The sequence below is a fragment of the Streptomyces ipomoeae 91-03 genome (assembly GCF_000317595.1).
Taxonomy (GTDB): Bacteria; Actinomycetota; Actinomycetes; order Streptomycetales; family Streptomycetaceae; genus Streptomyces; species Streptomyces ipomoeae.
In genome coordinates this window covers 1-21,520 of the sequence record NZ_AEJC01000401.1, presented here as the reverse complement: position 1 = coordinate 21,520, position 21,520 = coordinate 1, and the positions used below count along the sequence as shown (strand labels likewise).

Here is a 21,520-nt window from a genome sequence, read left to right as displayed (position 1 = left end):
GGGGCCGCTCGCGGCCCCGCCGGTCCGGCTTGTTCCGTGGGCGCCCGGGTGGTGTGCGCGGGCGCACGGAGGTGATTCGCGATGCGTCGGGTGTTCCTGCTGGACCGGGCCGAGTCCCGGTCGCTTTGATGGTGGCGGCACGGCCGTCCGTGCCCTCACAAGTCAGCGACGCTGTGTGCGCACCGGAGATGAGCTGCCATGGTGACCGACCGGTACGGCAACCGCCTGTACGAGTGCACCGCCGAAGGAGCGGAGCACCTGGACCGGGCCGTGGAGGGACTGCTGTTCTTCCGCCCGGAGTTCCCGGACGCGGTCAAGGACGCCGTCCTGGCCTGTCCGACCTCGCCCCTGGCACAGGCGTTCGCGGCCTATCTGGGGGTCCTGGGCACCGAGCCAAGGGACGTCGTCGAGGCCGGCAGCCGTTTCGCGGAGTTCAGCGCCGGGGTCGACCACTCGGCCCTGCCGCTCCGCGAGCGTACGCACATGGCCGCGGCGGAGGCCTGGCTCGGGGGTGACATGAGCAGGGCCGGCCGACTCCTGGAGGAACTCGTCGTCGAGTGCCCGCGTGATCCACTGGCCCTGGCGGTGGGCCATCAGCTCGACTTCTTCACCGGTGACGCGACGCGGCTGCGGGACAGGATCGGCGGTGCCCTGCCGGCCTGGGCGCCGGACGACCCCCATCGCGGTCCGCTGCTGGGCATGTACGCGTTCGGCCTCGAAGAGTCGGGCCATTACGGGCGGGCCCGGGAAGTGGCCCTGGCCGCCGTCGAGCAGAACCCCCGGGACGTGTGGGCCATCCACGCGGTGGTGCACGTCCACGAGATGCAGGGGCGGTTCGCCGAGGGCATCGACTACCTCGACGCACGCCTCGACGACTGGGCGAGCGGCACCCTCCTGACCGTGCACAACTGGTGGCACTACGCCCTGTACGCGCTGGAGGCGGGCGACACCGACACGGCCACCCGGATCTACGACGCCGTCCTGCACCACAAGGACTCGACCGGCTTCGTCATGGAACTCCTCGACGCGGCCTCGCTGTTGTGGCGGTTCCTCCTCGCCGGCCTGGACGAGGACGCCCGCTGGCAGAAGCTGGCCGACGCCTGGGCGGCGCGCGAGGACCCGCCGTACTACGCCTTCAACGACATGCACGCCGTCATGGCCTTCGCGGGCGCGGGACGGCTGAAGGCGGCGGACGAGCTGATCGCCGACCGGCGCCGCTGGCTGGCCCAGGACGGCACGTGCCCCGGCACGAACCATGCGATGACCGCCGAGATCGGCCTCCCCGTCTGCGAGGCGCTGGTCGCCTACGTCCGCGCGGACTACACGTCGGTGATCGACCTGCTCTGGCCGGTACGACGCCGACTGCACACCTTCGGCGGCAGCCACGCCCAGCGGGACGCCGTCCAGCGGACCCTGCTGGAGGCGGCCCTGCGAGCGAACCGGGACGACCTGGCCCGACTGCTGCTCGGCGAGCGAACCGGTCTCAGCCCGCACAGCCCGTACAACTGGCTGGGCCAGGCCCGTCTCGCCGACGCCCTGGGCGAGGCCGGCCGAGCCGCCGTCGCCCGCGCCAGGGCGAGCGAACTGGCGGCTCCGGCGGCGGGCCGGCTGAGCCGGAACCTGCACGGGCCGTACCTCAGGACACCGGCCGGCGGTTAGGCACGCGGCGTCGGGGACCGTACTCCTGCGGTACGCGCGTCAGCCCAGGCAGCCGACATGTGCCAGGGCCTGCTTCAGCAGAACCCCCTGGCCGCCCGGCATCTCGCTCTGCACCGACGCCGACGCGGCCTCCTGCGGACTGAACCAGACCAGGTCCAGCGCGTCCTGCCGGGGACGGCAGTCGCCGGACACCGGGACGATGTACGCGAGGGACACCGCGTGCTGGCGCGGGTCGTGGAACGGGGTGATGCCCAGCGTCGGGAAGTACTCGGCGACGGTGAACGGCTGCAGGGAGGCCGGCACCCGTGGCAGCGCCACCGGGCCGAGGTCCTTCTCCAGATGGCGCAGCAGGGCGTCCCGCACCCGCTCGTGGTGCATCACGCGTCCGGAGACCAGTGTGCGGCTGACCGTTCCGTCCGGGCCGATGCGCAGCAGCAGTCCGATGCTGGTGACTTCGCCGCTGTCGTCGACGCGCACGGGCACGGCCTCGACGTACAGGATCGGCATCCGGGCGCGCGCCGATTCGAGTTCGTCGGAAGACAACCAGCCAGGCGTGGTTTCGGTCATGTCAGACATTGGCTGATCATACTTTCAACGTCACCGGGTGTGCGCGTCGCTCAGATCACACCGAGGTCGGTCGATGATCAGCCCTGGTGCGGCCGGCGGCGATCACTCGTGGGCGGCCCACAGCCCTCGGACATGACCGAGATGACGGGTCATCACCGCGCGTACGGCGTCCTCGTCACGGGCGAGGAGGGCGTCGAGGAGTTCCAGGTGCTCCTCGGCGGAGGCGTGCAGCCGGCCGGCCTCGGCGAGCGCGGTGAGACCGTAGAGGCGGGAGCGTTTGCGCAGGTCACCCACCACCTCGACGAGGTGGGCGTTGCCCGCGAGGGCGAGCAGACCGAGGTGGAAGCGGGTGTCGGCCTCCACGTACGCGATGAGGTCCCCGGCCGCCGCGGCGGCCACGATCTCCCGGGCGACCGGTCGCAGCGCCTCCAGGGAAGCCGGGTCGGCGGTGCGGGCCAGGCCCACGGTGGTCGGGATCTCGATGAGCGAGCGGATGTGGGTGTACTCGTCGAGCTGTTTCTCGGTGACGGCGGTGACCCGGAAGCCCTTGTTGGGCACGGTGTCGACCAGGCCCTCCTTGGCCAGATCCAGCATGGCCTCGCGCACCGGCGTCGCCGAGACACCGAAGCGGGCGGCGAGCGTCGGCGCGGAGTACACCTCGCCCGGCCGCAGCTCACCGGCGATCAGCGCGGCCCGCAGCGCGTCGGCCACCCGTTCCCGGTAGCTGCTCTTCTTGCCGCCCAGCACCGGCAGGGCGGGGGAGAGGGGAGCGGCGGCGGGGACAGTGGCGGACGGTCCGCCGGCGCCGGACGGGATACCGGTGGCGCGCTGCGGGGCCATGGGGTCTCTCCTAGAGGACGAAGCCCGACGGGAACGGGTCGGACGGGTCGAGCAGATACTGGGCCGTGCCCGTGATCCAGGCGCGGCCGGTGAAGCTTGGCAGCACGGCCGGGGTCCCGGCCACCTCGGTCGTGCCGAGCAGCCGCCCGGTGAACCGGGTGCCGATGAACGACTCGTTCACGAACTCGGTGTGCAGCGGCAGTTCACCCCGCGCGTGCAGTTGCGCCATGCGCGCGCTGGTCCCCGTACCGCAGGGCGAGCGGTCGAACCAGCCGGGGTGGATCGCCATCGCGTGCCGCGAGTGCCGGGCGGTGGCGCCCGGCGCGTACAGATGGACGTGGTGGACGCCGTGGATGGACGGGTCCTCGGGATGGACGGGCTCCCCCTCGGCGTTGATGGCCTCCATCAGATCGAGGCCCGCCCGGAGGATGTCGTCCTTGCGGGAGCGGTCGAACGGCAGCCCGAACTCCGTCAACGGCAGGATGGCGTAGAAGTTCCCGCCGTACGCGAGGTCGTACGTCACCGTCCGCCCGTCGGCGAGCGTGGCCTTGCGGTCGAGGCCGACGGAGAACGACGGCACGTTCCGCAGGGTGACCGCCTTGGCCGCGCCGTCCTCCACCGCCACCTCGGCCACGACCAGCCCCGCCGGCGTGTCGAGCCGGATGGTGGTCACCGGCTCGACGACCTCGACCATGCCGGTCTCGACAAGCACCGTCGCGACCCCGATCGTGCCGTGGCCGCACATCGGCAGATAGCCGGAGACCTCGATGTACACGACGCCGTAGTCGCAGTCCGGGCGGGTCGGCGGCTGCAGGATCGCACCGCTCATCGCCGCGTGCCCGCGCGGCTCGTTCATCAGCAACTGCTTGACGTCGTCCCGGTGTTCACGGAACCACAGCCGCCGCTCGTTCATGGTCGCGCCGGGAATCGTGCCGATGCCGCCGGTGATCACCCGCGTGGGCATGCCCTCGGTGTGCGAGTCGACGGCGTGCAGGACGAGTTTGCTGCGCATGGTCGACCTCCCTAGGACAGCCCGGCCGCGACGGCCTTCTCGGTGGCGGCGCGGATCGTGGCCTCCTGCTCCGGCAGCAGCTCGACCCGCGGCGGACGGCAGCGCCCGCCATGCCGGCCCACGACGTCCATGGACAACTTGATGGCCTGCACGAACTCGACCTTGGAGTCCCAGCGCAGCAGCGGATGCAACTGCGCGTAGAGCCGCTTGGCCGTGACGAGGTCGCCGTCCACCGCAGCGTGGTACAGCTCCACGGTCGCCGCGGGCAGCGCGTTCGGATACCCGGCCACCCACCCCTTGGCACCGGCGATCGCCAGCTCCAGCAGGACGTCGTCGGCACCGATCAACAGGTCCAGCTCCGGGGCGAGTTCGGCGAGCCGGTAGGCGCGGCGGACGTCACCGGAGAACTCCTTGACGCCCTGGATGAAGCCCTCGCCGTGCAGCTTGGCGAGCAGTTCGGGGACGAGATCGACCTTGGTGTCGATGGGGTTGTTGTACGCCACGACCGGCACGCCCGCCTTCGCGACCTCCGCGTAGTGGGCGAGCACCGACCGCTCGTCGGCGCGGTACGCGTTCGGCGGCAGCAGCATCACCGACGCGCAGCCCGCGTCCCGCGCCTGCTCGGCCCAGCGGCGCGACTCGGCCGACCCGTACGCGGCGACCCCCGGCATCACCCGCGCCCCGCCGATCGCCGCGACCGCCGTCTCGACGACCTTGGCCCGCTCCTCGGGAGTCAGCACCTGGTACTCGCCGAGCGAGCCGTTCGGCACGACGCCGTCACAGCCGTTCTCGACCAGCCAGACGCAGTGCTCGGCGTACTTGTCGTAGTCGACGGACAGATCGTCGCGGAGGGGGAGCGCGGTGGCGACGAGGACGCCGCGCCAGGGACGGTTCTCGGTGGTGGTCATCTGCGGTTCCCTCTCAGTGGGGTGTGACATATTACTGGCGGTCACGGGCTGCGCGCGGTGTCGCGCCGGGGGTACGCGGCCGTGGAAGGGCTGAGGCGGCGTGGCTGGGGAGGGGCTACGGCGGTACGGCTGCGGAAGGGCTGCGGCGGTGCGGTGCCGGGGCCGCGCGGCTGTGGCGGGGCTCAGTCATCGGTCTCCCCGGCCCGTGCCAGTACCCCCAGCGGCACCGGGCGTGCGAACGGGCGCCGGGGCACGGCCTCCGGGCACCCGGCGATCCCCGCGACCGCCGGCCCGCACATCCGGCCCTGGCACCAGCCCATCCCGGCCCGCGTGAGCAGCTTCACGGTCCGTACGTCCCCAGCGCCCAGCTCCCCGACGGCCTCACGGATCGCCCCGGCGGTGACCTCCTCGCACCGGCAGACGACCGTGCCGTCGGTGACCTGCTCGGCCCAGTGCGCCGGCGGTACGTACACGCCGTCGAGTGCGGCGAAGAACTTCCGCAGCCGGTCACGGGACCTGGCGGCCCCGGCCCACTGTCGTGGGTCGGGCTCCGAACCCCGCAGCCGGGCCGCCGCCGACCGCCCGGCGACATGCCCCTCGGCGAGGGAGAGGGCCGCGCCGCCGATGCCGGTGGCCTCGCCCGCCGCCCACACGCCCGGCACATCGGTGCGCTGCTCGTCGTCGGCCCATACGCGCATTCCGTCGGCGTCGACACGGCAGCCGAGGGATTCGGCGAGGTCGGTGTGCGGGAGCATGCCGTGCCCCACGGCGAGTGTGTCGCAGGGGATACGGCGCTCGGTGCCGGGACGGACGCGCCCCTCGGCGTCGAGCGCGGCGACGGTCACGGCCTCCAGTCGCTCGGTGCCGTGCGCCTCGACCACGGTGTGCCGCACGAGGGTCCGCACCCGGCGGCGCAGCAACTCCACCGCGTACCCGGCGCCTTCGACGAGCTTGTCCGCCCGCCCGACCAGCGCCCCGCCCCGCCGCACCAGCGCCTTCGGGTCCGCCGACTCCACCAGCGCGGCCACCCGCACCCCGGCCGCCGCGAGCCCGGTCGCCACCGGCAACAGCAGCGGACCGGTCCCGGCCACGACCGCCGTACGCCCGGACACCACCAGTCCGCCCTTCAGCATGGCCTGCGCGCCCCCGGCGGTGACCACGCCCGGCAGGGTCCAGCCGGGGAAGGGGAGCACCTTCTCGTAGCCACCGGTCGCGAGCAGTACGGCGTCCGCGTGGACGGTGGCGGGCTTCTCCTGCTCGGGGCCCAGCAGGGCGTGCACGGTGAAGGGCCGGAGGCGTTCGGCGCCCCTTTCCTGCCCGTGGTTCTCGGTGTGCCGCTCCACGCACCACACGTGATGGTCCGGGAGGTGGGTGACGCGCCCGGCGGTGATCTGCCGTTCGAGGCCGTCGCTCAGCCGCTGCCAGGTGCGCCACTGGTGGTGCAGCGACTGCGGACGTCGCGCCCCGAGACCGGCGGCGGGCTGCCGATGGAACTGACCGCCGGGCGCCTCCGCGGAGTCGACCAGCGTGACGTGCACGCCCCGCCCGGCTGCCGCGAGCGCCGCGGCGAGACCCGCCGGACCCGCGCCGATGACGGCGAGGCGGGGGAGGCCGGGGCGTGGCAGCCGCCGCTCAGTCCCCATGGCCCGTTCCCTCCTGCGTACGGATCGCGTCCCCCGGCCGGAGCGGAAGCAGACAAGCCCGCTGATTGGGACGGTCGTTGACGATGACGAGGCAGTCGAAGCAGACGCCGATGCCGCAGAAGATCCCACGCGGTCGGCCCTCGCCCCGAGTGGTGCGCCATGACGTCACCCCGGCCGCCCAGAGCGCCGCCGCGACCGTCTGCCCGGGCAGCGCGGTCAGCTCACGGCCGTCGAGGGTGACGGTGAAGGCGGGGCCCGGTTCCGCCTCGGCCAGCTCCAGTGGATTCACTCGCTCTCCCTGCCGAAGTCCTCGAACTCCCCGCCGAACTCATCGACATCGGACTCATCGACGTCCGACTCATCGACGTCCGACTCATCGACGTCCGGCTCATCGATGTGGGACGCATCGACGTCGGACTTGTCGAACCGGTCCGGGCGGAACGGCCCGAGGCCCAGCTCGGGTGCTTTGCCCCCGAGCACCTGGGCGATCAGATACCCCGTGCCGGTGGCGAGCCCGATCCCGGCGCCCTCGTGCCCGCACGCGTGGAACAGCCCCGGCACCCGTGGATCGGGCCCGATCGCGGGCAGATGATCCGGCATGTACGGCCGGAAGCCCACGTACGTCCGCATCGCCCGCACCCGCTCCAGGAACGGGAACAGCCGGGTCGCGCCCGCCGCCAGCGCCCGTACGACCGGCAGCGAGAACGACCGGTCGAAGCCGACCCGCTCCCGGCTGGCCCCGATGAGCACCGGCCCGGCCGCCGTGCCCTCGACGACCGGGGAGGTCTGGAGCGCCGCCGAGTCGCTGGCCACGTCGGCCACATAGTCGGCGGCGTACACCTTGTGCCGTACCAGGCGTGGGAGCGGTTCGGTGACGAGGACGAAGCCGCGCCGGGGGAGGACGGGAAGGCCGACCCCGGCGAGCGCGGCCAGCTCGCCGCCCCACGTCCCGGCGGCGTTCACGACGGCCGGCGCGTGGATCTCACCCCGGTCCGTGCGCACGCCGCGTACGGTGCCGTCGGCCGTGCGCAGCACCTCGGTCACCGTGCGGCCGGTGCGGAGACGGGCGCCGGAGGCCCGTACGAGATGGGCGGCGGCCAGGGTGGGCATGACCTGGGCGTCCTGCGGGTAGTACACACCGCCCGCGAGTCCGGGGGCCAAGTGCGGTTCCAGAGCGGGGAGCCGGTGCGCTTCGACCGTGATCGCCTCGACGCCGGCGGCACGCTGGCCCGCCGCGAAGCCCTCCAGAGCGGTGAGCCCGTCCGGGGTGGAGGCGACGACGAGCCCGCCCTTCGCCTCGTACTCGAAGGCCGCGCCCAGACCGGGTTCGGCGGCCAGCTCCGCCCACAGACGACCGGAGAGCAGGGCGAGTTCGAGCTCGGGACCCGGTTTCTTGTCGGAGACCAGCAGGTTGCCCTCGCCGGCGCCGGTCGTGCCACCGGCCACCGGGCCGCGGTCCACCACGACGACGTCCAGACCCGCCCGGGCCGCGTACAGGGCGCAGGCCGCGCCCACCATTCCCGCTCCGACAACCACGACGTCGCAGGTCAGTCGCTCGGTCACATCAGTACTATGTCACATGGTGCTGTACGCGGGAATACCACGGAACCCCGGCGCGCGGGCCGACGCCGCCGTCGGGCTACCCTGCACGCCTCAAGCACCCGTCACCTCGAAGGACCGCGCGATGTCACAGGACAGGCCCTGCTGTGCCCCGGGCCGGCAGCCGGTGACCGTGCCGTCGGGCGTGCCGAGGGGCGTGACCTCGGGCGAGTCACCGGAGGCGCAGCACCCCCGACGGATGCTGGACCTGCCCGGTGGCCGTTTCCTCATGGGCACCGACGACGAGGTGGGTTACCCGGCGGACGGCGAGGGCCCGGTCCGCGAGGTGGAGCTGAGCCCGTTCCGTATCGCGGCGACGACCGTCACCAACGAACAGTTCGCGGAGTTCGTGGACGCGACCGGCCATGTGACGGAGGCCGAACACTTCGACTTCTCCTTCGTCTTCGAGGGGTTCCTCCCGGCCCACCTGCGCGCCGTCTCCCCGCACGTTCCCGGCACCCCGTGGTGGCGTGGCGTCCGGGGTGCCACCTGGCGGCACCCGGAGGGCCCGGGCTCCTCCGTCGACGCGATCCTCGACCACCCGGTGGTGCACGTCTCCTGGAACGACGCGCGGGCCTACTGCGCCTGGTCGGGCACCCGGCTGCCCACCGAGGCCGAGTGGGAGTACGCGGCCCGCGGCGGCCTGGAGCAGCAGCGCTACCCCTGGGGCGACGACCTCGACCCCGACGGGCAGTACCGCTGCAACATCTGGCGCGGCACCTTCCCCACCCTCAACACGGCCGCCGACGGCCACCGCTCGACGGCCCCCGCCGACGCCTTCGAGCCCAACGGCTTCGGCCTGTACAACACGGTCGGCAACGTATGGGAGTGGTGCGCCGACCCTTTCAGCCCCGACTTCCACCTCACGGGCCCCCGCACCGACCCGACCGGCCCCCCGGACGGTCCCATCCGTGTGATGCGCGGCGGCTCCCACATGTGCCACGCCTCCTACTGCAACCGCTACCGAGTCGCCGCCCGCTCCTCCAACACGCCCGACAGCTCGGCCGGCAACATCGGCTTCCGCGTCGCGGCGGCGGCCTGAGCCGGCGAAGTCGGCTTACCACCGGCCCTGTTCGCCGCGGGTCAGGGCCTGATCGTCGACCGGTGGACCGCTCTGACCCCGCGGTCGAACTCGCGGTTGAGGAACGGCATGAGCACGCTGCCGAAGCGGGCCGGCGCCCGGGTGCCCAGGTCCGGGCAGATCATGAAACGCCGCTGATCGATACCCCGCACGATCGCCGCCGCCACCTGCTCCGCCGTGAGGGACTTGATCGTTCCGCCGACCACCCGTGTCTCCTCGGGCTTCCACCGGTTCTCCTCGGCGAGCTGCGGCGTGTCCACGTCCGGCGGGAAGACGACACCGCGACCACACTGCCGTGCCCGCGCCGCACCATGCCGGGGGCGACGGCGCGTATGGCGTGGAGCGTGCCGAAGTAGTCGACCTCGATCATCTGCCGGAAGACGTCGTCGGGCAGTTCCAGGAAGCAGGCCGGGGCGGGCGAGCCCCGCGGAGGTGATCAGGACGTCGCACGGCCGTGCCTGTTCGTCCTCCAGTTCGACGATGGCGAGGGTGAGAGCCGACCGATCGGCCACGTCGGCGGCCCGCACGGCGACCGACACCCGCCGCACGGCGGCCGGCCCTCGTCGCACGGTGGCCGACACCTCCTGCGCGGCCGTCTCAAGACGCTCCGCGCCCCGCGCGATCAGCGAGAGCTTCGCGCCGCGCGCCGCGCGCCGCGAGGAGCCGGGCCGCGGCCAGACCGATGCCGCTCGACCCGCCGGTGACGATGACATGCGCCGAACCGATGTCGATGGGGCGGGTGTTTCGCAGTCCCATGGCGGGAGCGTAGTGGCCGACGAGCGGCCCTCGGCCCCCTGGCGGGCACCTTTGTGCCAGGGATGACCGGAGCGCCCCGTAAGGGGCGCGGGGCTGTGTCGATCTGCGGCTCCGCCGTGTGGGCACGACCAGCCCGAGCCCGAGACGACCGGTACTCGACGAAGCACAGAACCCCCACGGCGCCCGATCCCCCCACCCTCGAACGCCCCGTCCGACATGCCCCAACCCCCACCCACACCGAAACTGACCCCATGCCAGGACACCCCGCCCCCATCGAGGACTACGCCCTCATCGGCGACCTCCTCACCGCGGCCCTGGTGGGCCGGGACGGCAGCGTCGACTGGCTGTGCCTCCCCCGTTTCGACTCACCCGCCTGCTTCGCCGCCCTCCTCGGCGACGAGGACAACGGCCGCTGGCGCATCGCCCCGGCCGCCGAGGACACCCCGCGCGCCCGCCGCCGCTACCGCGACGACACCCTGATCCTGGACACCGAATGGGAGACCCCCACCGGCCAGGCAGTGGTCACCGACTTCATGCCGCGCCGCGAACGCGAGGACGCCCCCTGCGTCGTACGCGTCGTGGAGGGCCGCTCCGGCACCGTCGACATGCGCATGGAACTGCGGCTGCGGTTCGACTACGGCCGGGTGCTGCCGTGGATGCGACGCCAGGACGGGCACCTCACCGGCATCGCCGGCCCGGAGTCGGTGTGGCTGTACACCCCGGCCCGGCCGGTCGCCCACGGCACCGCCCACATCGCCGACTTCAAGGTGACCGCCGGCGAACGCATCCCGTTCGTGCTCACCTGGTACCCCTCCCACCGGCCCGCACCGGACCCGCTGGACGCGTTCGAGGCGCTCGGCGCGACCGAGGCGTACTGGCGGCGCTGGCTGCGCCGACTGTCGTACGAGGGGCCGTACCGCGAGGCCGTGGCCCGCTCCCTGATCACGCTCAAGGCCCTGACGTACGAGCCGACCGGCGGGATCGTCGCCGCCCCGACCACGTCCCTGCCGGAGGACATCGGCGGCGTCCGGAACTGGGACTACCGCTACTGCTGGCTCCGGGACGCCGGTATGACCCTGGAGGCGTTGCTGCGCAGCGGCTTCACCGAGGAGGCGGAGGCCTGGCGGGGCTGGCTGGAGCGGGCGGTCGCGGGGCGGCCCGAGGACGTGCAGATCATGTACGGCATCGCGGGGGAGCGGCGGCTCACCGAGTGGGAGGCCGACTGGCTGCCGGGCTACGAGGGATCGCGCCCCGTGCGGATCGGCAACGCGGCGGCCGTCCAGCGGCAGCTCGACGTACCCGGCGAGGTCATGGACGCCATCCATCTGGCGATCGGCTGCGGACTGCACACGCGCCCGCACCTGGTGGAACTGCAGGCCGTCCTCCTCGACCACCTGGCACAGGTGTGGCACCAGCCCGACCAGAGCCTGTGGGAGATGCGCGGCGCCCCACGCCACTACACGCACTCCAAGGTGATGTGCTGGGTCGCCTTCGACCGGGCGGTCCGCCTCGCCGAGGAGCACGGCCGTCCCGGCCCGGTGGAGAAGTGGCGGGAGGTCCGGGACCGCATCCACCGGGAGATCTGCGAGCGGGCCTTCGACCCGCAACGGGGCACCTTCACCCAGTCCTACGGCTCCCGCGAACTCGACGCCGCGCTGCTGCTGATCCCGCAGACCGGCTTCCTGCCGCCGGACGACCCCCGGGTGCTCGGCACCGTCGACGCCGTCCGCCGTGAACTCCTCACCGACGGGCTGCTGTCGCGCTACTCGACGGGCCGCCCCGACCCCCCGGACGCCATCACCGGCGGCGAGGGCGCCTTCCTGGCCTGCTCCTTCTGGCTCGCCGACGCCCTGCTGCCGACCGGCCGCGAGGACGAGGCCCGCGAACTGTACGAGCGGCTGCTGGCGCTGCGCAACGACGTCGGACTGCTCGCCGAGGAGTACGACCCGGTCGCGCGCCGCCAACTCGGCAACTTCCCCCAGGCGTTCACGCACGTCCCGCTCATCCGCGTCGCCTACGAACTCGACCGCCATGCCACCCATGCCCGCCGCGGCCGTCCGCAGCCCGCGCCGCGAGCGAAGGAAGGGTGACCCGTGCTGCCCGGATTCATCACCAGAGCCGTCGAACTGCTGCTCGGCCACGAAGGCCGGAGCCGCCCGCTCCATCTGAAGGCGGCCGGCGGCGCCACCGCCGTCCTCCTCGTGGTGATGCTCCTCGGTTCCTGGGCCGTGGTCGCCGCCGAGCACGACGCGAGGAACGCCAACCTGACGACGTACCCGAAGGCGCTGTGGTGGTCCATCGAGACGGCCACGACCGTCGGCTACGGCGACTTCTACCCGGTGACCCTCTGGGGCCGCGTCGTCGGCGCGGTCGTCATGGTCGTCGGCATCACCACGTACGGCATGGTCACCGCTGCCATCGCCACCTGGTTCGTCGGCCGGGAGCAGAAGCGCCACCGACTCGCCCACAAGGCCCATGAGTTCTGCGACGAGACCGCCCACGCCCTGCACGAGCGGTTCGACCGGCTGGAGCGGATGGTCGCCGGCCGGGGCGAGGGCCGGGACGAGGACCGGGACTGATCGCCGGCCGTCCCCGACCACCCTTCGGACGCCCACCGGCGCCTGGTGGTGTTCCTCGACGACGACCCGACGGCGGCAGCGGCCCGCCGCGACCGCCTCGACACCCTCGCGGGCGAGCCGTACACCAGTGACGCCCGTATCTTCGCCGGCACGCCCACCCAACTCGCCGATCCGCTCCAGGAGTTGGCCTCTACCGGCCTGGCAGGCTTCCGGCTGCGCCCCGCCGTGCTCGGCCACGACCTCCCCGCGATCACCCGGGGTCTCGTGCCCGAACTCCAGCGCGGGAACGCCTTCCGCCACGTGCACGAGGCCGACACCCTGCGTGGACTGCTGGGCCTGCCCCGCCCCGCGAACCGCTGCACGACCACCACCACCGTGTGGAGCGATCCGAAGGCCGGCAGCCATATCGAGTTCAGCTTCTTCGCGTACTTCGCGCGCACCGCCGAACGCGCCAAGTCCGACTTCCTCTTCCTGGCCGATGAGCTCCGCCTTCGCGAACAGGGCGGGAAGATCTACGACCTCTCCTCCTACGACCCCGACGGCCCCCTCCCCGACATCGACCCCGACGCGGAGCACATCTCACGAGGCCGAGCCCAGGTCCGCATGTACCGCGACCCCCTGGCCACGGCCCGCGAACGGCGCGAGCCGGCGGCGGCGAACAACTGGTCCATCCGCGACGTGATCGTCGAGACGGGCAACCGCCAGAACTTCGTGGGCTCCCCCCACCATCGCCGACACCATCAACGACTACGTCCAGTCCGGCGCCGCCGACGGCTTCACCCTTGTCCCTCACATCACCCCACCGGCCTGGACGACTTCGCCGACAGGGCCGTTCCCCCACTCCAGGAACAAGGAGTCTTCCGCAAGGACTACAAGGGCCCGACCCTCCGAGACCACTTGGCCGCAGCGGCACCCTGGTAGGCGCCGGTAAGCGAAACCCACCCCACTCCCAGCACCACCCCGGGCGCCCCTCGTAGGCCGTCAGCGCCCCAGAACCCCGTCCACAAACCCCGTCACGTCCGCCAACACCTCGTCCTTGTTCGTCTCGTTGAACACCTCATGCCGAGCCCTCGGATACACACGCTCGGTCCACTCAGCACCCCGAAGCCTCTCGATCCCCGTCCGACTACCGGCCGGCGGCACAATCCGGTCGTCGTCACCGTGCACCCACAACAACGGCAGCGAACCAATGGCGCCACCCTCAGAGATCGCTTCCAGACCCCGACCGAACGCCTCCAACGTGGCCCGCTTGAACGCCCCATGCCACACCAACGGATCGTTCGCGTACGCCGCCCCCACCGCCATGTCCCGCGAGAGCAGCTTCGGATCGAGCGGGACATCAGGCACCTCCGGCAGCGCGAGCAGCACCCTCAACGGCTCCCAGACACCGATCACCGGCCCGGACAGTACGACCGCCGAGAGCCCGGCGCCGTACCGCTGGGCGTACCGCGCGGCGATCAGACCCCCCATGGAGTGGCCGACCAGCACGACGGGCACCCCCGGATACCCGGCGCGGGCGATCCCCTCCACCGTGTGCACATCGGTGACCACATCCTCGAAGTCCTCGATCAGCACCCGCTCACCGGCCGACCTGCCATGCCCCATGTGATCGGGACCGAACACGGCGGCCCCATGAGCGACGAGGGCGTCGGCCACATGTTCGTACCGGCCGATGTGCTCGCCGTAGCCGTGCACCAGGAGCACGACATACCGCGGTCCTTCGCGCGGCCACTCCCGGACGGTCACCCCACCCCGCGTACCGGCGAAGGCGTGCTCGCGCGAGTCGGCCATGACTCCTCCAACAGCGTCGGTGAAGGTACCCGGGGGATCTTGCCAGGCGACCCGGCGACGGTCCATGGGCAGTCACCGGCGGCTGTCGCCTGACTCCGCCCGACTTCAACCGCCTGACTTCAACCGTCTGTCGACCGGCGTCTGTCGACCGGCGGTCGGAGCGTCGCCGACAGGCGCCGACTGGCGAGACGGTCCTGTCGCGGGGCCGATGGTTGCGCATAGCATCGGACCCCGCATGAACACGATGACTCTCTGGCACCTGTCCATGGCCGAATTCGCGGCCCTCGCCTTCGCCGCCCTGCTCGTCGGCTTCTCGAAGACCGCCGTGAGCGGTGCCAACACGGTCAGCCTCGCGATCTTCGCGGCGGTCCTGCCGGCCCGCGCCTCGACCGGCATCCTCCTGCCGATCCTCATCGTCGGCGACGTCCTCGCCGTACTGACCTACCGCCGGCACGCCCACTGGCCCACCCTGTGGCGGCTCTTCCCGGCGGTCGGCGCGGGCGTCGTGTTCGGCACACTGTTCCTGCTCTGGGCCGACGACGGGATCGTACGGACCTCGATCGGCGCGATCCTGCTGTTGATGGCGGCGGTCACGGTGTGGCGCCGCCGCACCGCCGGGAAGGAAGACGAACCGGACGCCGTCACCACCCGCGCCGGCCGCGTCAAAGCCCGCTCGTACGGCGTACTCGGCGGCTTCACCACCATGGTCGCCAACGCCGGTGGCCCCGTGATGTCCATGTACCTGCTCTCGGCGGGCTTCCGAAAGCTCGGCTTCCTGGGCACCTCGGCCTTCTTCTTCCTGATCGTCAATGTGTCGAAGGTGCCGTTCAGCGTGGGCCTCGGTCTGATCGACGGCAACTCCCTGCTGCTGGACGCGGCGCTCGCCCTCTTCGTCGTCCCGGGCGCCTTCCTCGGCAAGTGGGCCGTGAACCGCATCAACCAGAAGCTGTTCGAGCAGTTGGTGATCGCGGCGACGATCCTCGGCGGCCTGCAGCTACTGCTGCGCTGACGGACCTGCCCGGCCGACTCCGAGCAACGAGGGCAGGTCCGCGAAGGAGTCCACCACATGATCCGGACTGCCGCTCGCGGCGCGATGCATCTCCGGCAGATACTTACCGGTCCTGACCAGCACCCCGGTGACGCCCGCCCGCTGCGCCGCCAGCACATCGGACTCGATGTCGTCCCCCACCATCAGCGCCTCCTCCGCACCGACCCCGAGATGCGCCAGCGCCGCCGCGAAGAACGCCGGTGCCGGCTTGCCGGTGATCACTGCCTCCGTACGGGCCGCCTTCTCCAGCCCCGCGAGGAACGCCCCCGAGTCGAGCTGCAGTTCGTCCTCCGTCCGCCAGTACAGATTCCTATGCATCGCGACCAGCCGGGCACCGCGCTGGAGATGCCCGAAGGCCCTGTTGAGAGACGCGTAGTCGAACTCGGGACCGGCACCGCCGAGGATCACGACGTCGGGCACGATGCCCGGGGCGTCGCCGGAGCTGTCGTCGATCAGGTTCACGTCGCTGAGATCCTCACGGATGTCGCCGCTGTTCAGCAGGGAGCAGCGCGCCCCGGGGTGGTGCTCGGCGAGGTACGCGGCGGTCACGGCCGGCGCGGTGAGGATGTCCTCGGCGCCCACCGGGAAACCGGCGTCCGCCAGGGCCCCGGCGATCGACGCGCGGGTACGGGACGTCGTGTTGGTGACCAGAGCGACCGCCATCCCGGCCCCGCGAATCTCCCGCAACGCCTCGACCGCACCGGGCAACGGCTGCCACGAGACGGTGAGCACCCCGTCGATGTCGATGAGGACGGCACGTTTCGAAGCCATGCCGGGACGATACCCAGGCCGGCCCGTGAGCGATGGACGGCGCGGCGTGCGGTGCGTCGGTGGGGTGCGTCGGTGGGGCGTGGCGGTGCGCCGGTGGGGCGCGTCGGTGGGGCGTGGCGGTGGGGCGTGGCGGAGCGCCGGTGGGGCGCGGCGGCGGGCTGCGGCGTACCGATGCCGACCGGCTCGGCGGCCCCCCGTACGCTCGACGCCATGCCCCCGCACGTCCCGTCCGAAGACGCCCCGACGCCGCACGTTCCGCTCGAACACCCCCATGTCCCGTCGTCCCCCCAGGCTCCCCGGCACGTCCTCGTCCTCGGCGGCACCACCGAAGCCCGGGAGCTCGCCGCGACCCTGGCGGCCATGCCCGGTGTACGCGTGACCACCTCCCTCGCCGGGCGGGTGTCCAGGCCGGGGGCGTTGGAAGGGGACGTACGGATCGGGGGCTTCGGCGGTCCGGAGGGGCTGGCGGCCTGGCTGCGCGAGCATCACGTCGACGCGGTCGTCGACGCCACGCACCCCTTCGCCACGGCCATCACCGCGAACGCGGCACAGGCGGCGCGGGCCACCGGCACCCCGGCGGTCGTCCTGCGCCGCCCCGGCTGGCAGCCCGGCCCCGGCGACCGCTGGCACGACGCGGGATCCCTCGCCGAAGCCGCCGCGCTGCTGCCGTCGCTGGGCCGCCGCGTCTTCCTCACGACCGGCCGCCTGGGCCTCGCCGCCTTCGCCCATCTGACCGAACTCCACTTCCTCGTACGGTCGGTGGAGGCCCCCGAACCACCGCTGCCCCCGCACACCCACGTCCTGCTCGCGCGCGGCCCGTTCACGGTCGACGACGAGACGGCGCTGCTGCGCGACCACCGCGTCGACGTCCTCGTCACCAAGGACAGCGGGGGAGCGGCGACCTCCGCCAAACTCGCCGCCGCCCGGACCCTCGCCCTGCCGGTCGTCGTCGTACGCCGCCCGCCACTGCCGGAGGGCGTGACGGCGGTACCGGATGTCACGGGGGCACTGAGCTTGTTCCTTGTGGTCTGAGGTCGAAATGGGCCTCGAACTAGGCCGCTCACCTGGGCGTTCGCCGGACGCTGGGGCGGTCTTCGTCTGATCAGGTGCTCCGCGTGGATCGACCGCACCGGCGAACTCCCGGTCATCGAAGGCACGCTGATCCGCCTCCAGGTCGACCGCCTGCCCGGCGGCCACGATCCGCCGCCGCTGTGGCCGTGGCCGTCCGCCACCGGTCTGAGCGGCGAGGACGCCGACGTCCGCCGGCAGGCGTTCCTGCGGCGCTTCGACCTGGAGCACGCCTTCCGGCTGATGAAACAGACCCTCGAATGGACCCGCCCCAAGCTGCGGACCCCCGAGGCCGGCGAGCGCTGGACCTGGCTGACCATCGCCGCGCACACTCGGATCCGCCTTCCGCGCGGGGCCGCCGCCGACCTGCGACGGCCGTGGGAGAAGCCTGCCGAGCCCGGCAGGCTCACTCCGGCCCGAGTTCGCCGGGGGTTTCGGAACCTCCGCCCGCACCCGCACTGTCCGGCCCGTGCGCCGAAACCCTCAACTCCCGGCCCTGGAAGGCGACTTGGCTCGAAGAACCGGCGGCCCGCCACCCGCTACGACGTGGGCAAGACCGTGAAACGACCCGAGAGCATCACCGAACGAAACCTACTCAAACCATAAAGAACAAGCTGAGTGCGTGTTTCTCAACCTGGCGACGCTGGAGGTCATGCTCCACGTGGGTATGAACCGCGCCACAACCCGCACTGGCTCAGGCCTGGTGGCACCCGCGCGATCACCTTGGCCGCCACCTCGGCGGTGGCGGCCATCGCCGGTGTCATCAACTCTTTCGACGCGCTTGCCTGTGACGCGCTGTCGATGAACGGGGTGAGTGCATACGGCTCCACCGCTGCCCGGCCGTCCAAGGCGAGGGCGGAACGTCTTGGGTGCGGCTACGAGCCCGACGGTCTTGACGCCCCTGGGCCACCTCCGCCCGGTCCTTCAGGGCATGTACGCACGTTGTAGCGGCGGATACCGGCGGGCTGCAGGACATGCCGCGCGGGGCCACCTACACCGATGTCCCCCGTGCTGGACACCGGCAGGAAGGTGCGTGGGGTGGGGAACCTGGGCTCGTCAGTCCGTGATGACGGCGTCGCGGTTGATCCACTCGGGGCTGTGGGCCGCCTTGTGCGGGAAAGCGGCGACGTCCGCGCGGCTGATCTTCGGGTTGCCCTTCATCGGAAGACGGTCGCCTGCGCGGTAGGTGCCCTTGGCGGGGCCCTTGGTCAGCAAGGTCGGGTACACCAGCGTCCAGTCCAGGCCGCTGGAGCGGATCGCCTTCTCGGAGAGGTCCTTGTTCGCGTAGATGTCCCGCAGGAACGTGCGGTACATGATCTTCTGCACCGCGCTCGCCGACCGGTAGGTGTCACCCACACCGAACGAGGACAGCCACACCAGACGCGATACGCCCTGGTCCTTGGCCGCGTCGATCACGGCCGCCGCGGCGCGGGTGAACAGGTCGTCGGCGCGCACGGATGTGCTCCTGCCGAGAGCCGAGACGACGACGTCCTGGCCGATCATGGCCTTGGCGACATCCTTGTGCGAGGTGGCGTCTCCGGCGACCACGTCGACCTGGTCCGCCAGGTCCTCCAGCGCCTCCGGTCTGCGGGCCAGGACGGTGACCGTGTCACCGGCCGCGATGGCCAGATCGACGACATGGCGGCCGGTGGGCCGGTCGCACCGAGGATCAAGATGTTCATGAAATGCGTCCTTCGCTCAAGAAGTGGGATGAACCCGGACAGGCCACTCGGGCGGGGCCTGTCCGGGCAGAGCCGGTGCGTCGGACCGGTCAGGCCTCCTCAGGGGGTCAGGCCACCACACGGTCGGCGGTGAGCACGCGGGAGGCGTCGGTGAGCAGGGTGCGCAACCGCGCTGCGGGCAGCGGGACGCCCGAGTCGGCGGAGGGCAGCGTCTGCGGCGCGGTGCCGGAGCGGAGGGCCTCGCCCACCTGTGCCCAGAAGGCCCTGATGTCGGTGAGGTCGGCGAAGTACGGCACCACGTAGGCAGCGGTCTCCGGCTCGAAGCGCCAGCTCTCGGCCAGGAGGCCGGCGTCGACGCTGTCGAAGCCCAGCCGGCTGATCAGGTCCGCGGCACTCGCCTTGGCCTGCGGGTCGTCGCCGGCGATGGGCAGGGCGGTGCGGTCGGCGGCGCCCGCGGGGCGGGCGAGCGCGGGGATGTGAAAGTCGCTGATGCTGTTGAACGCCTTGACGAGCTTCGCGCCGGCCAGGTGTTCTTGGACGAGTCGAGGACCTCGATGCGGCCGTCGCGGAACGGGTAGTAGTTGATCGTGTCGAGCACGACCTTGCCCGCCAGTGCGGCGGCGGGAAGGCTCCGGTAGGCGGCCAGCGGAATGCTCACCACCACCCAGTCGCCCGCCCGGGCCGCCTCCTCGGGCGTCGCGGCGCGGGCCCGCTCACCGAGCTCCGCCACCGTCTCCGCCAGGGTCTCGGGACCACGGGAGTTGGACAGCACGACGTCGATACCGGCCGCGACCGCGAGCCGGGCGATCTGCGTGCCGATGTTGCCACTGCCGATGAAGCCGAGTGTTGCCATGGAAGGGGTCTCCTCGTCTCGCGGACCGTGCGGTCCGCCGGTGGTTCGGTAGGGAGCCGAGCTCAGGCGGGAACATGCAGGCGAGGGACGGGGTCGGCCTCTCGCACCACAGAACCGGAGCAAGTGCTCCTCTTGAACGTAGCACAACCGGAGCGAGTGCTCCGCAATGTTGCGGTTCCCTGTATCCTGAATGCCGTGACCCTTGCCGAACAGCCGACCCCCGCACCCCGGCAGCCCGCCAGGCGCGGTCGCCGTGCCGACGCCGAGCGCAACCTCGCCGCGATCATGGAGGCGGCCGGCGCCGTCTTCGCCGAGCAGGGCGGCACCGTCGACGTCCGTGAGATCGCCCGGCGCAGCGGCGTCGGCATGGGCACGCTCTACCGTCACTTCCCGACCAAGGACGACCTGCTCGCCACCGTCCTTGAACAGCAGTTCACCTCCTGGCTCACCGCCGCCCACCAGCAGGCCACCGCCACCGAAGACCCGTGGCAGGCGCTGACCGGCTTCTTCGAGCAGATGCTCACCACGCAGGCCCGCAACCGTGCCGTCGTCGAGAGCTACGCCACCACCGGTGGCCCCACCAGGTCATGCGCCCAGCGCTGCTACTCCTTCATCGACGAGCTGCGCACCCGTTGCATGAACGCCGGCCTGCTGCGCCCCGACGTCACCACCGCCGATCTGGTCCTGCTCAGCAGCTCCCTGAGCCAGGCCGTCCTGACGACCGGCGACAGCCACCCGGGCCAATGGCGCCGCCTCCTGCGGATCTCCCTCGACGGCCTCAGCAGCCGCAACACCGAACCCCTGCCCGAGCCCGCGGCCCACCCGGACGCACCCGGGAGCGACTGATCGGGAAACCTGCGTTTCCCTGTGATCCTGGAACGTCCTGTCACGCGGCGAGGTGTCGGAGATTGTCGAGCGGTGCCGTCAGGTGTCGGCCGGCGTCGGTTTCCCCGGCCGGCCGGGGGTGGCGCCCCTGAGGGCGAGGCGCCTGCTCATGAGGCTGATGGCGGCCCAGGCGATCAGCGTCTCGGAGTGCTGGATGAGCCGTTCGTAGTCCCTGGCAGGGCGGCGCGCGTGCATCATCCACACGAGCGACCTCTCGACGACCCAGCGGCGGGGCAGCACGACGAAGCCGGAGGTGTCTTGGGACGGCTGACCGGCTTGATCGTGAGGTTGAGGTGCTGTTTCGCCCGGTCGACGAGCTTCCCGGCGTAAGCGGAGTCGGCCCGGACGATCGTGATCCCGGGGTGCGTCAGGCGCAGGGGGAAGAGGACTTCCTTGGCCGCCGCGGCGTCGTGCAGGTCGGCGGGCGTGGCCATGACCATCAGGGGCAGGCCGCGGGTGTCGACGACCAGGTGGCGCTTGCGGCCGTTGATTTCCTTGCCCGCGTCGTAGCCGCGGGTGACCTTCGAGACGGTTTCGGCGGTCTTCACGCTCTGGGAGTCGGTCACGGTGGCCACGGCTCCGGGGCCTTTGCCCATGTCGTGGCGGATCCGCCCGGCGAGATGGCCGCGGATCTGCCCGATGATCCCGGCCGCCGCCCAGCGGGCCATGAACCCCCAGACCGTGCGCCAGGGCGGGAAGTCCGCAGGCAGGGCCCGCCACTTGCATCCGGTGTCCACGACGTAGCGGATCGCGTCGACGATCTCGTGGCGAGGATGTT

19 protein-coding genes and 5 pseudogenes are annotated in these 21,520 nt (G+C 72.0%); 10 read left to right on the top strand and 14 right to left on the bottom strand.

Features of this window, described 5'->3' with window-relative positions; translation table 11 throughout:
• The first annotated feature begins 198 nt into the window (after positions 1 to 198).
• Positions 199 to 1,659 carry a tetratricopeptide repeat protein gene (locus STRIP9103_RS26250; RefSeq protein WP_009323382.1) on the top strand — a complete coding sequence of 487 codons (1,461 nt, stop codon included), beginning with the start codon at positions 199 to 201 and terminating at the stop codon, positions 1,657 to 1,659.
• Between the two features lie 39 nt (positions 1,660 to 1,698).
• Here STRIP9103_RS26250 and STRIP9103_RS26245 read toward each other — a convergent pair whose 3' ends face one another.
• The 7 genes from STRIP9103_RS26245 to STRIP9103_RS26215 form a co-directional block, all read right to left on the bottom strand.
• Positions 1,699 to 2,235, bottom strand: a complete 537-nt coding sequence (locus STRIP9103_RS26245; RefSeq protein WP_086019312.1) for an NUDIX hydrolase family protein — start codon at positions 2,233 to 2,235, stop codon at positions 1,699 to 1,701.
• Between the two features lie 93 nt (positions 2,236 to 2,328).
• Positions 2,329 to 3,066: a GntR family transcriptional regulator gene (locus STRIP9103_RS26240; protein WP_009323355.1), complete on the bottom strand. Its 738-nt coding sequence runs from the start codon at positions 3,064 to 3,066 to the stop codon at positions 2,329 to 2,331.
• A gap of 10 nt (positions 3,067 to 3,076) precedes the next feature.
• A complete protein-coding gene (locus tag STRIP9103_RS26235) occupies positions 3,077 to 4,078 on the bottom strand; it encodes a proline racemase family protein (protein ID WP_009323388.1) in 1,002 nt (333 codons plus the stop codon).
• Positions 4,079 to 4,089: 11 nt separating this feature from the next.
• Complete coding sequence (locus tag STRIP9103_RS26230) at positions 4,090 to 4,986, bottom strand: dihydrodipicolinate synthase family protein (RefSeq protein ID WP_009323378.1); 897 nt, start codon at positions 4,984 to 4,986, stop codon at positions 4,090 to 4,092.
• A gap of 182 nt (positions 4,987 to 5,168) precedes the next feature.
• On the bottom strand, positions 5,169 to 6,629 hold the full coding sequence (locus STRIP9103_RS26225) for an FAD/NAD(P)-dependent oxidoreductase (protein ID WP_009323376.1): 1,461 nt from the start codon (positions 6,627 to 6,629) through the stop codon (positions 5,169 to 5,171).
• Complete coding sequence (locus STRIP9103_RS26220; RefSeq protein WP_009323366.1) at positions 6,619 to 6,918, bottom strand: (2Fe-2S)-binding protein; 300 nt, start codon at positions 6,916 to 6,918, stop codon at positions 6,619 to 6,621. The genes STRIP9103_RS26225 and STRIP9103_RS26220 overlap by 11 nt, the downstream gene beginning before the upstream one ends.
• On the bottom strand, positions 6,915 to 8,192 hold the full coding sequence (locus STRIP9103_RS26215) for an NAD(P)/FAD-dependent oxidoreductase (protein WP_009323370.1): 1,278 nt from the start codon (positions 8,190 to 8,192) through the stop codon (positions 6,915 to 6,917). Before STRIP9103_RS26215 ends, STRIP9103_RS26220 begins: the two co-directional genes overlap by 4 nt.
• Before the next feature lie 121 nt (positions 8,193 to 8,313).
• On the opposite strand from STRIP9103_RS26215, the gene STRIP9103_RS26210 reads away from it, so the two are divergent.
• Positions 8,314 to 9,270: a formylglycine-generating enzyme family protein gene (locus STRIP9103_RS26210; RefSeq protein WP_078614048.1), complete on the top strand. Its 957-nt coding sequence runs from the start codon at positions 8,314 to 8,316 to the stop codon at positions 9,268 to 9,270.
• Between the two features lie 41 nt (positions 9,271 to 9,311).
• Here the strand turns inward: STRIP9103_RS26210 and STRIP9103_RS53770 are convergent, their stop codons facing one another.
• On the bottom strand, positions 9,312 to 9,878 hold the full coding sequence (locus STRIP9103_RS53770) for a Rossmann-fold NAD(P)-binding domain-containing protein (RefSeq protein WP_234022294.1): 567 nt from the start codon (positions 9,876 to 9,878) through the stop codon (positions 9,312 to 9,314).
• A 28-nt stretch (positions 9,879 to 9,906) separates the two neighbouring features.
• Positions 9,907 to 10,065, bottom strand: coding sequence for a hypothetical protein (locus STRIP9103_RS50780; protein WP_199790577.1), 159 nt, complete (start codon positions 10,063 to 10,065; stop codon positions 9,907 to 9,909).
• A 251-nt stretch (positions 10,066 to 10,316) separates the two neighbouring features.
• Here STRIP9103_RS50780 and STRIP9103_RS26200 point away from each other — a divergent pair, with 251 nt between their 5' ends.
• From STRIP9103_RS26200 to STRIP9103_RS47070, 4 genes and pseudogenes are all read left to right on the top strand, one after another.
• Positions 10,317 to 12,155 (top strand): glycoside hydrolase family 15 protein, encoded by a 1,839-nt coding sequence (locus tag STRIP9103_RS26200; RefSeq protein WP_009323336.1) that lies wholly within the window; start codon positions 10,317 to 10,319, stop codon positions 12,153 to 12,155.
• Positions 12,156 to 12,158: 3 nt separating this feature from the next.
• Positions 12,159 to 12,644 (top strand): potassium channel family protein, encoded by a 486-nt coding sequence (locus tag STRIP9103_RS26195; protein ID WP_009323392.1) that lies wholly within the window; start codon positions 12,159 to 12,161, stop codon positions 12,642 to 12,644.
• Positions 12,645 to 12,683: 39 nt separating this feature from the next.
• Positions 12,684 to 13,001 (top strand): annotated as a pseudogene (locus STRIP9103_RS47075) (LLM class flavin-dependent oxidoreductase); the annotation flags it as partial.
• Positions 13,002 to 13,160: 159 nt separating this feature from the next.
• Positions 13,161 to 13,565: pseudogene (locus STRIP9103_RS47070) on the top strand (F420-dependent methylene-tetrahydromethanopterin reductase); the annotation flags it as partial.
• A gap of 60 nt (positions 13,566 to 13,625) precedes the next feature.
• On the opposite strand, the gene STRIP9103_RS26185 reads toward STRIP9103_RS47070, so the two are convergent.
• A complete protein-coding gene (locus tag STRIP9103_RS26185) occupies positions 13,626 to 14,435 on the bottom strand; it encodes an alpha/beta hydrolase (RefSeq protein ID WP_009323407.1) in 810 nt (269 codons plus the stop codon).
• A gap of 235 nt (positions 14,436 to 14,670) precedes the next feature.
• Between STRIP9103_RS26185 and STRIP9103_RS26180 the strand changes: the two genes are divergently transcribed.
• On the top strand, positions 14,671 to 15,444 hold the full coding sequence (locus STRIP9103_RS26180) for a sulfite exporter TauE/SafE family protein (protein WP_048821006.1): 774 nt from the start codon (positions 14,671 to 14,673) through the stop codon (positions 15,442 to 15,444).
• Here the strand turns inward: STRIP9103_RS26180 and STRIP9103_RS26175 are convergent.
• The gene (locus tag STRIP9103_RS26175; protein ID WP_009323351.1) at positions 15,430 to 16,254 is read right to left on the bottom strand and encodes an HAD-IIA family hydrolase; all 825 of its coding nucleotides are present in this window, start codon (positions 16,252 to 16,254) and stop codon (positions 15,430 to 15,432) included. The two genes, STRIP9103_RS26180 and STRIP9103_RS26175, sit on opposite strands and share 15 nt — an antisense overlap.
• Positions 16,255 to 16,380: 126 nt before the next feature.
• Between STRIP9103_RS26175 and STRIP9103_RS26170 the strand changes: the two genes are divergently transcribed.
• Positions 16,381 to 17,286, top strand: coding sequence for a cobalt-precorrin-6A reductase (locus tag STRIP9103_RS26170; protein ID WP_009323401.1), 906 nt, complete (start codon positions 16,381 to 16,383; stop codon positions 17,284 to 17,286).
• A 63-nt stretch (positions 17,287 to 17,349) separates the two neighbouring features.
• A pseudogene (locus STRIP9103_RS51860) lies at positions 17,350 to 17,928 on the top strand (NF041680 family putative transposase); the annotation flags it as partial.
• Between the two features lie 450 nt (positions 17,929 to 18,378).
• Here the strand turns inward: STRIP9103_RS51860 and STRIP9103_RS26165 are convergent.
• A complete protein-coding gene (locus STRIP9103_RS26165; RefSeq protein ID WP_234022297.1) occupies positions 18,379 to 18,918 on the bottom strand; it encodes an NAD(P)-dependent oxidoreductase in 540 nt (179 codons plus the stop codon).
• A 193-nt stretch (positions 18,919 to 19,111) separates the two neighbouring features.
• Positions 19,112 to 19,857, bottom strand: a pseudogene (locus tag STRIP9103_RS47060) (NADPH-dependent F420 reductase).
• A 195-nt stretch (positions 19,858 to 20,052) separates the two neighbouring features.
• Between STRIP9103_RS47060 and STRIP9103_RS26155 the strand changes: the two are divergent.
• A complete protein-coding gene (locus STRIP9103_RS26155; RefSeq protein ID WP_009323357.1) occupies positions 20,053 to 20,703 on the top strand; it encodes a TetR/AcrR family transcriptional regulator in 651 nt (216 codons plus the stop codon).
• Between the two features lie 117 nt (positions 20,704 to 20,820).
• Here the strand turns inward: STRIP9103_RS26155 and STRIP9103_RS48515 are convergent.
• Positions 20,821 to 21,520: pseudogene (locus STRIP9103_RS48515) on the bottom strand (IS5 family transposase); the annotation flags it as partial.

Bases quoted from the DNA above. Each gene is read 5' to 3' on its own strand.
- STRIP9103_RS26225 (WP_009323376.1), bottom strand. From the start codon at position 6,629: ATGGGGACTGAGCGGCGGCTGCCACGCCCCGGCCTCCCCCGCCTCGCC.
- STRIP9103_RS26250 (WP_009323382.1), top strand. From the start codon at position 199: ATGGTGACCGACCGGTACGGCAACCGCCTGTACGAGTGCACCGCCGAA.
- STRIP9103_RS26210 (WP_078614048.1), top strand. From the start codon at position 8,314: ATGTCACAGGACAGGCCCTGCTGTGCCCCGGGCCGGCAGCCGGTGACC.
- STRIP9103_RS26185 (WP_009323407.1), bottom strand. From the start codon at position 14,435: ATGGCCGACTCGCGCGAGCACGCCTTCGCCGGTACGCGGGGTGGGGTG.
- STRIP9103_RS26230 (WP_009323378.1), bottom strand. From the start codon at position 4,986: ATGACCACCACCGAGAACCGTCCCTGGCGCGGCGTCCTCGTCGCCACC.
- STRIP9103_RS26175 (WP_009323351.1), bottom strand. From the start codon at position 16,254: ATGGCTTCGAAACGTGCCGTCCTCATCGACATCGACGGGGTGCTCACC.
- STRIP9103_RS26245 (WP_086019312.1), bottom strand. From the start codon at position 2,235: ATGTCTGACATGACCGAAACCACGCCTGGCTGGTTGTCTTCCGACGAA.
- STRIP9103_RS26200 (WP_009323336.1), top strand. From the start codon at position 10,317: ATGCCAGGACACCCCGCCCCCATCGAGGACTACGCCCTCATCGGCGAC.
- STRIP9103_RS26240 (WP_009323355.1), bottom strand. From the start codon at position 3,066: ATGGCCCCGCAGCGCGCCACCGGTATCCCGTCCGGCGCCGGCGGACCG.
- STRIP9103_RS26180 (WP_048821006.1), top strand. From the start codon at position 14,671: ATGAACACGATGACTCTCTGGCACCTGTCCATGGCCGAATTCGCGGCC.
- STRIP9103_RS50780 (WP_199790577.1), bottom strand. From the start codon at position 10,065: ATGGGACTGCGAAACACCCGCCCCATCGACATCGGTTCGGCGCATGTC.
- STRIP9103_RS26235 (WP_009323388.1), bottom strand. From the start codon at position 4,078: ATGCGCAGCAAACTCGTCCTGCACGCCGTCGACTCGCACACCGAGGGC.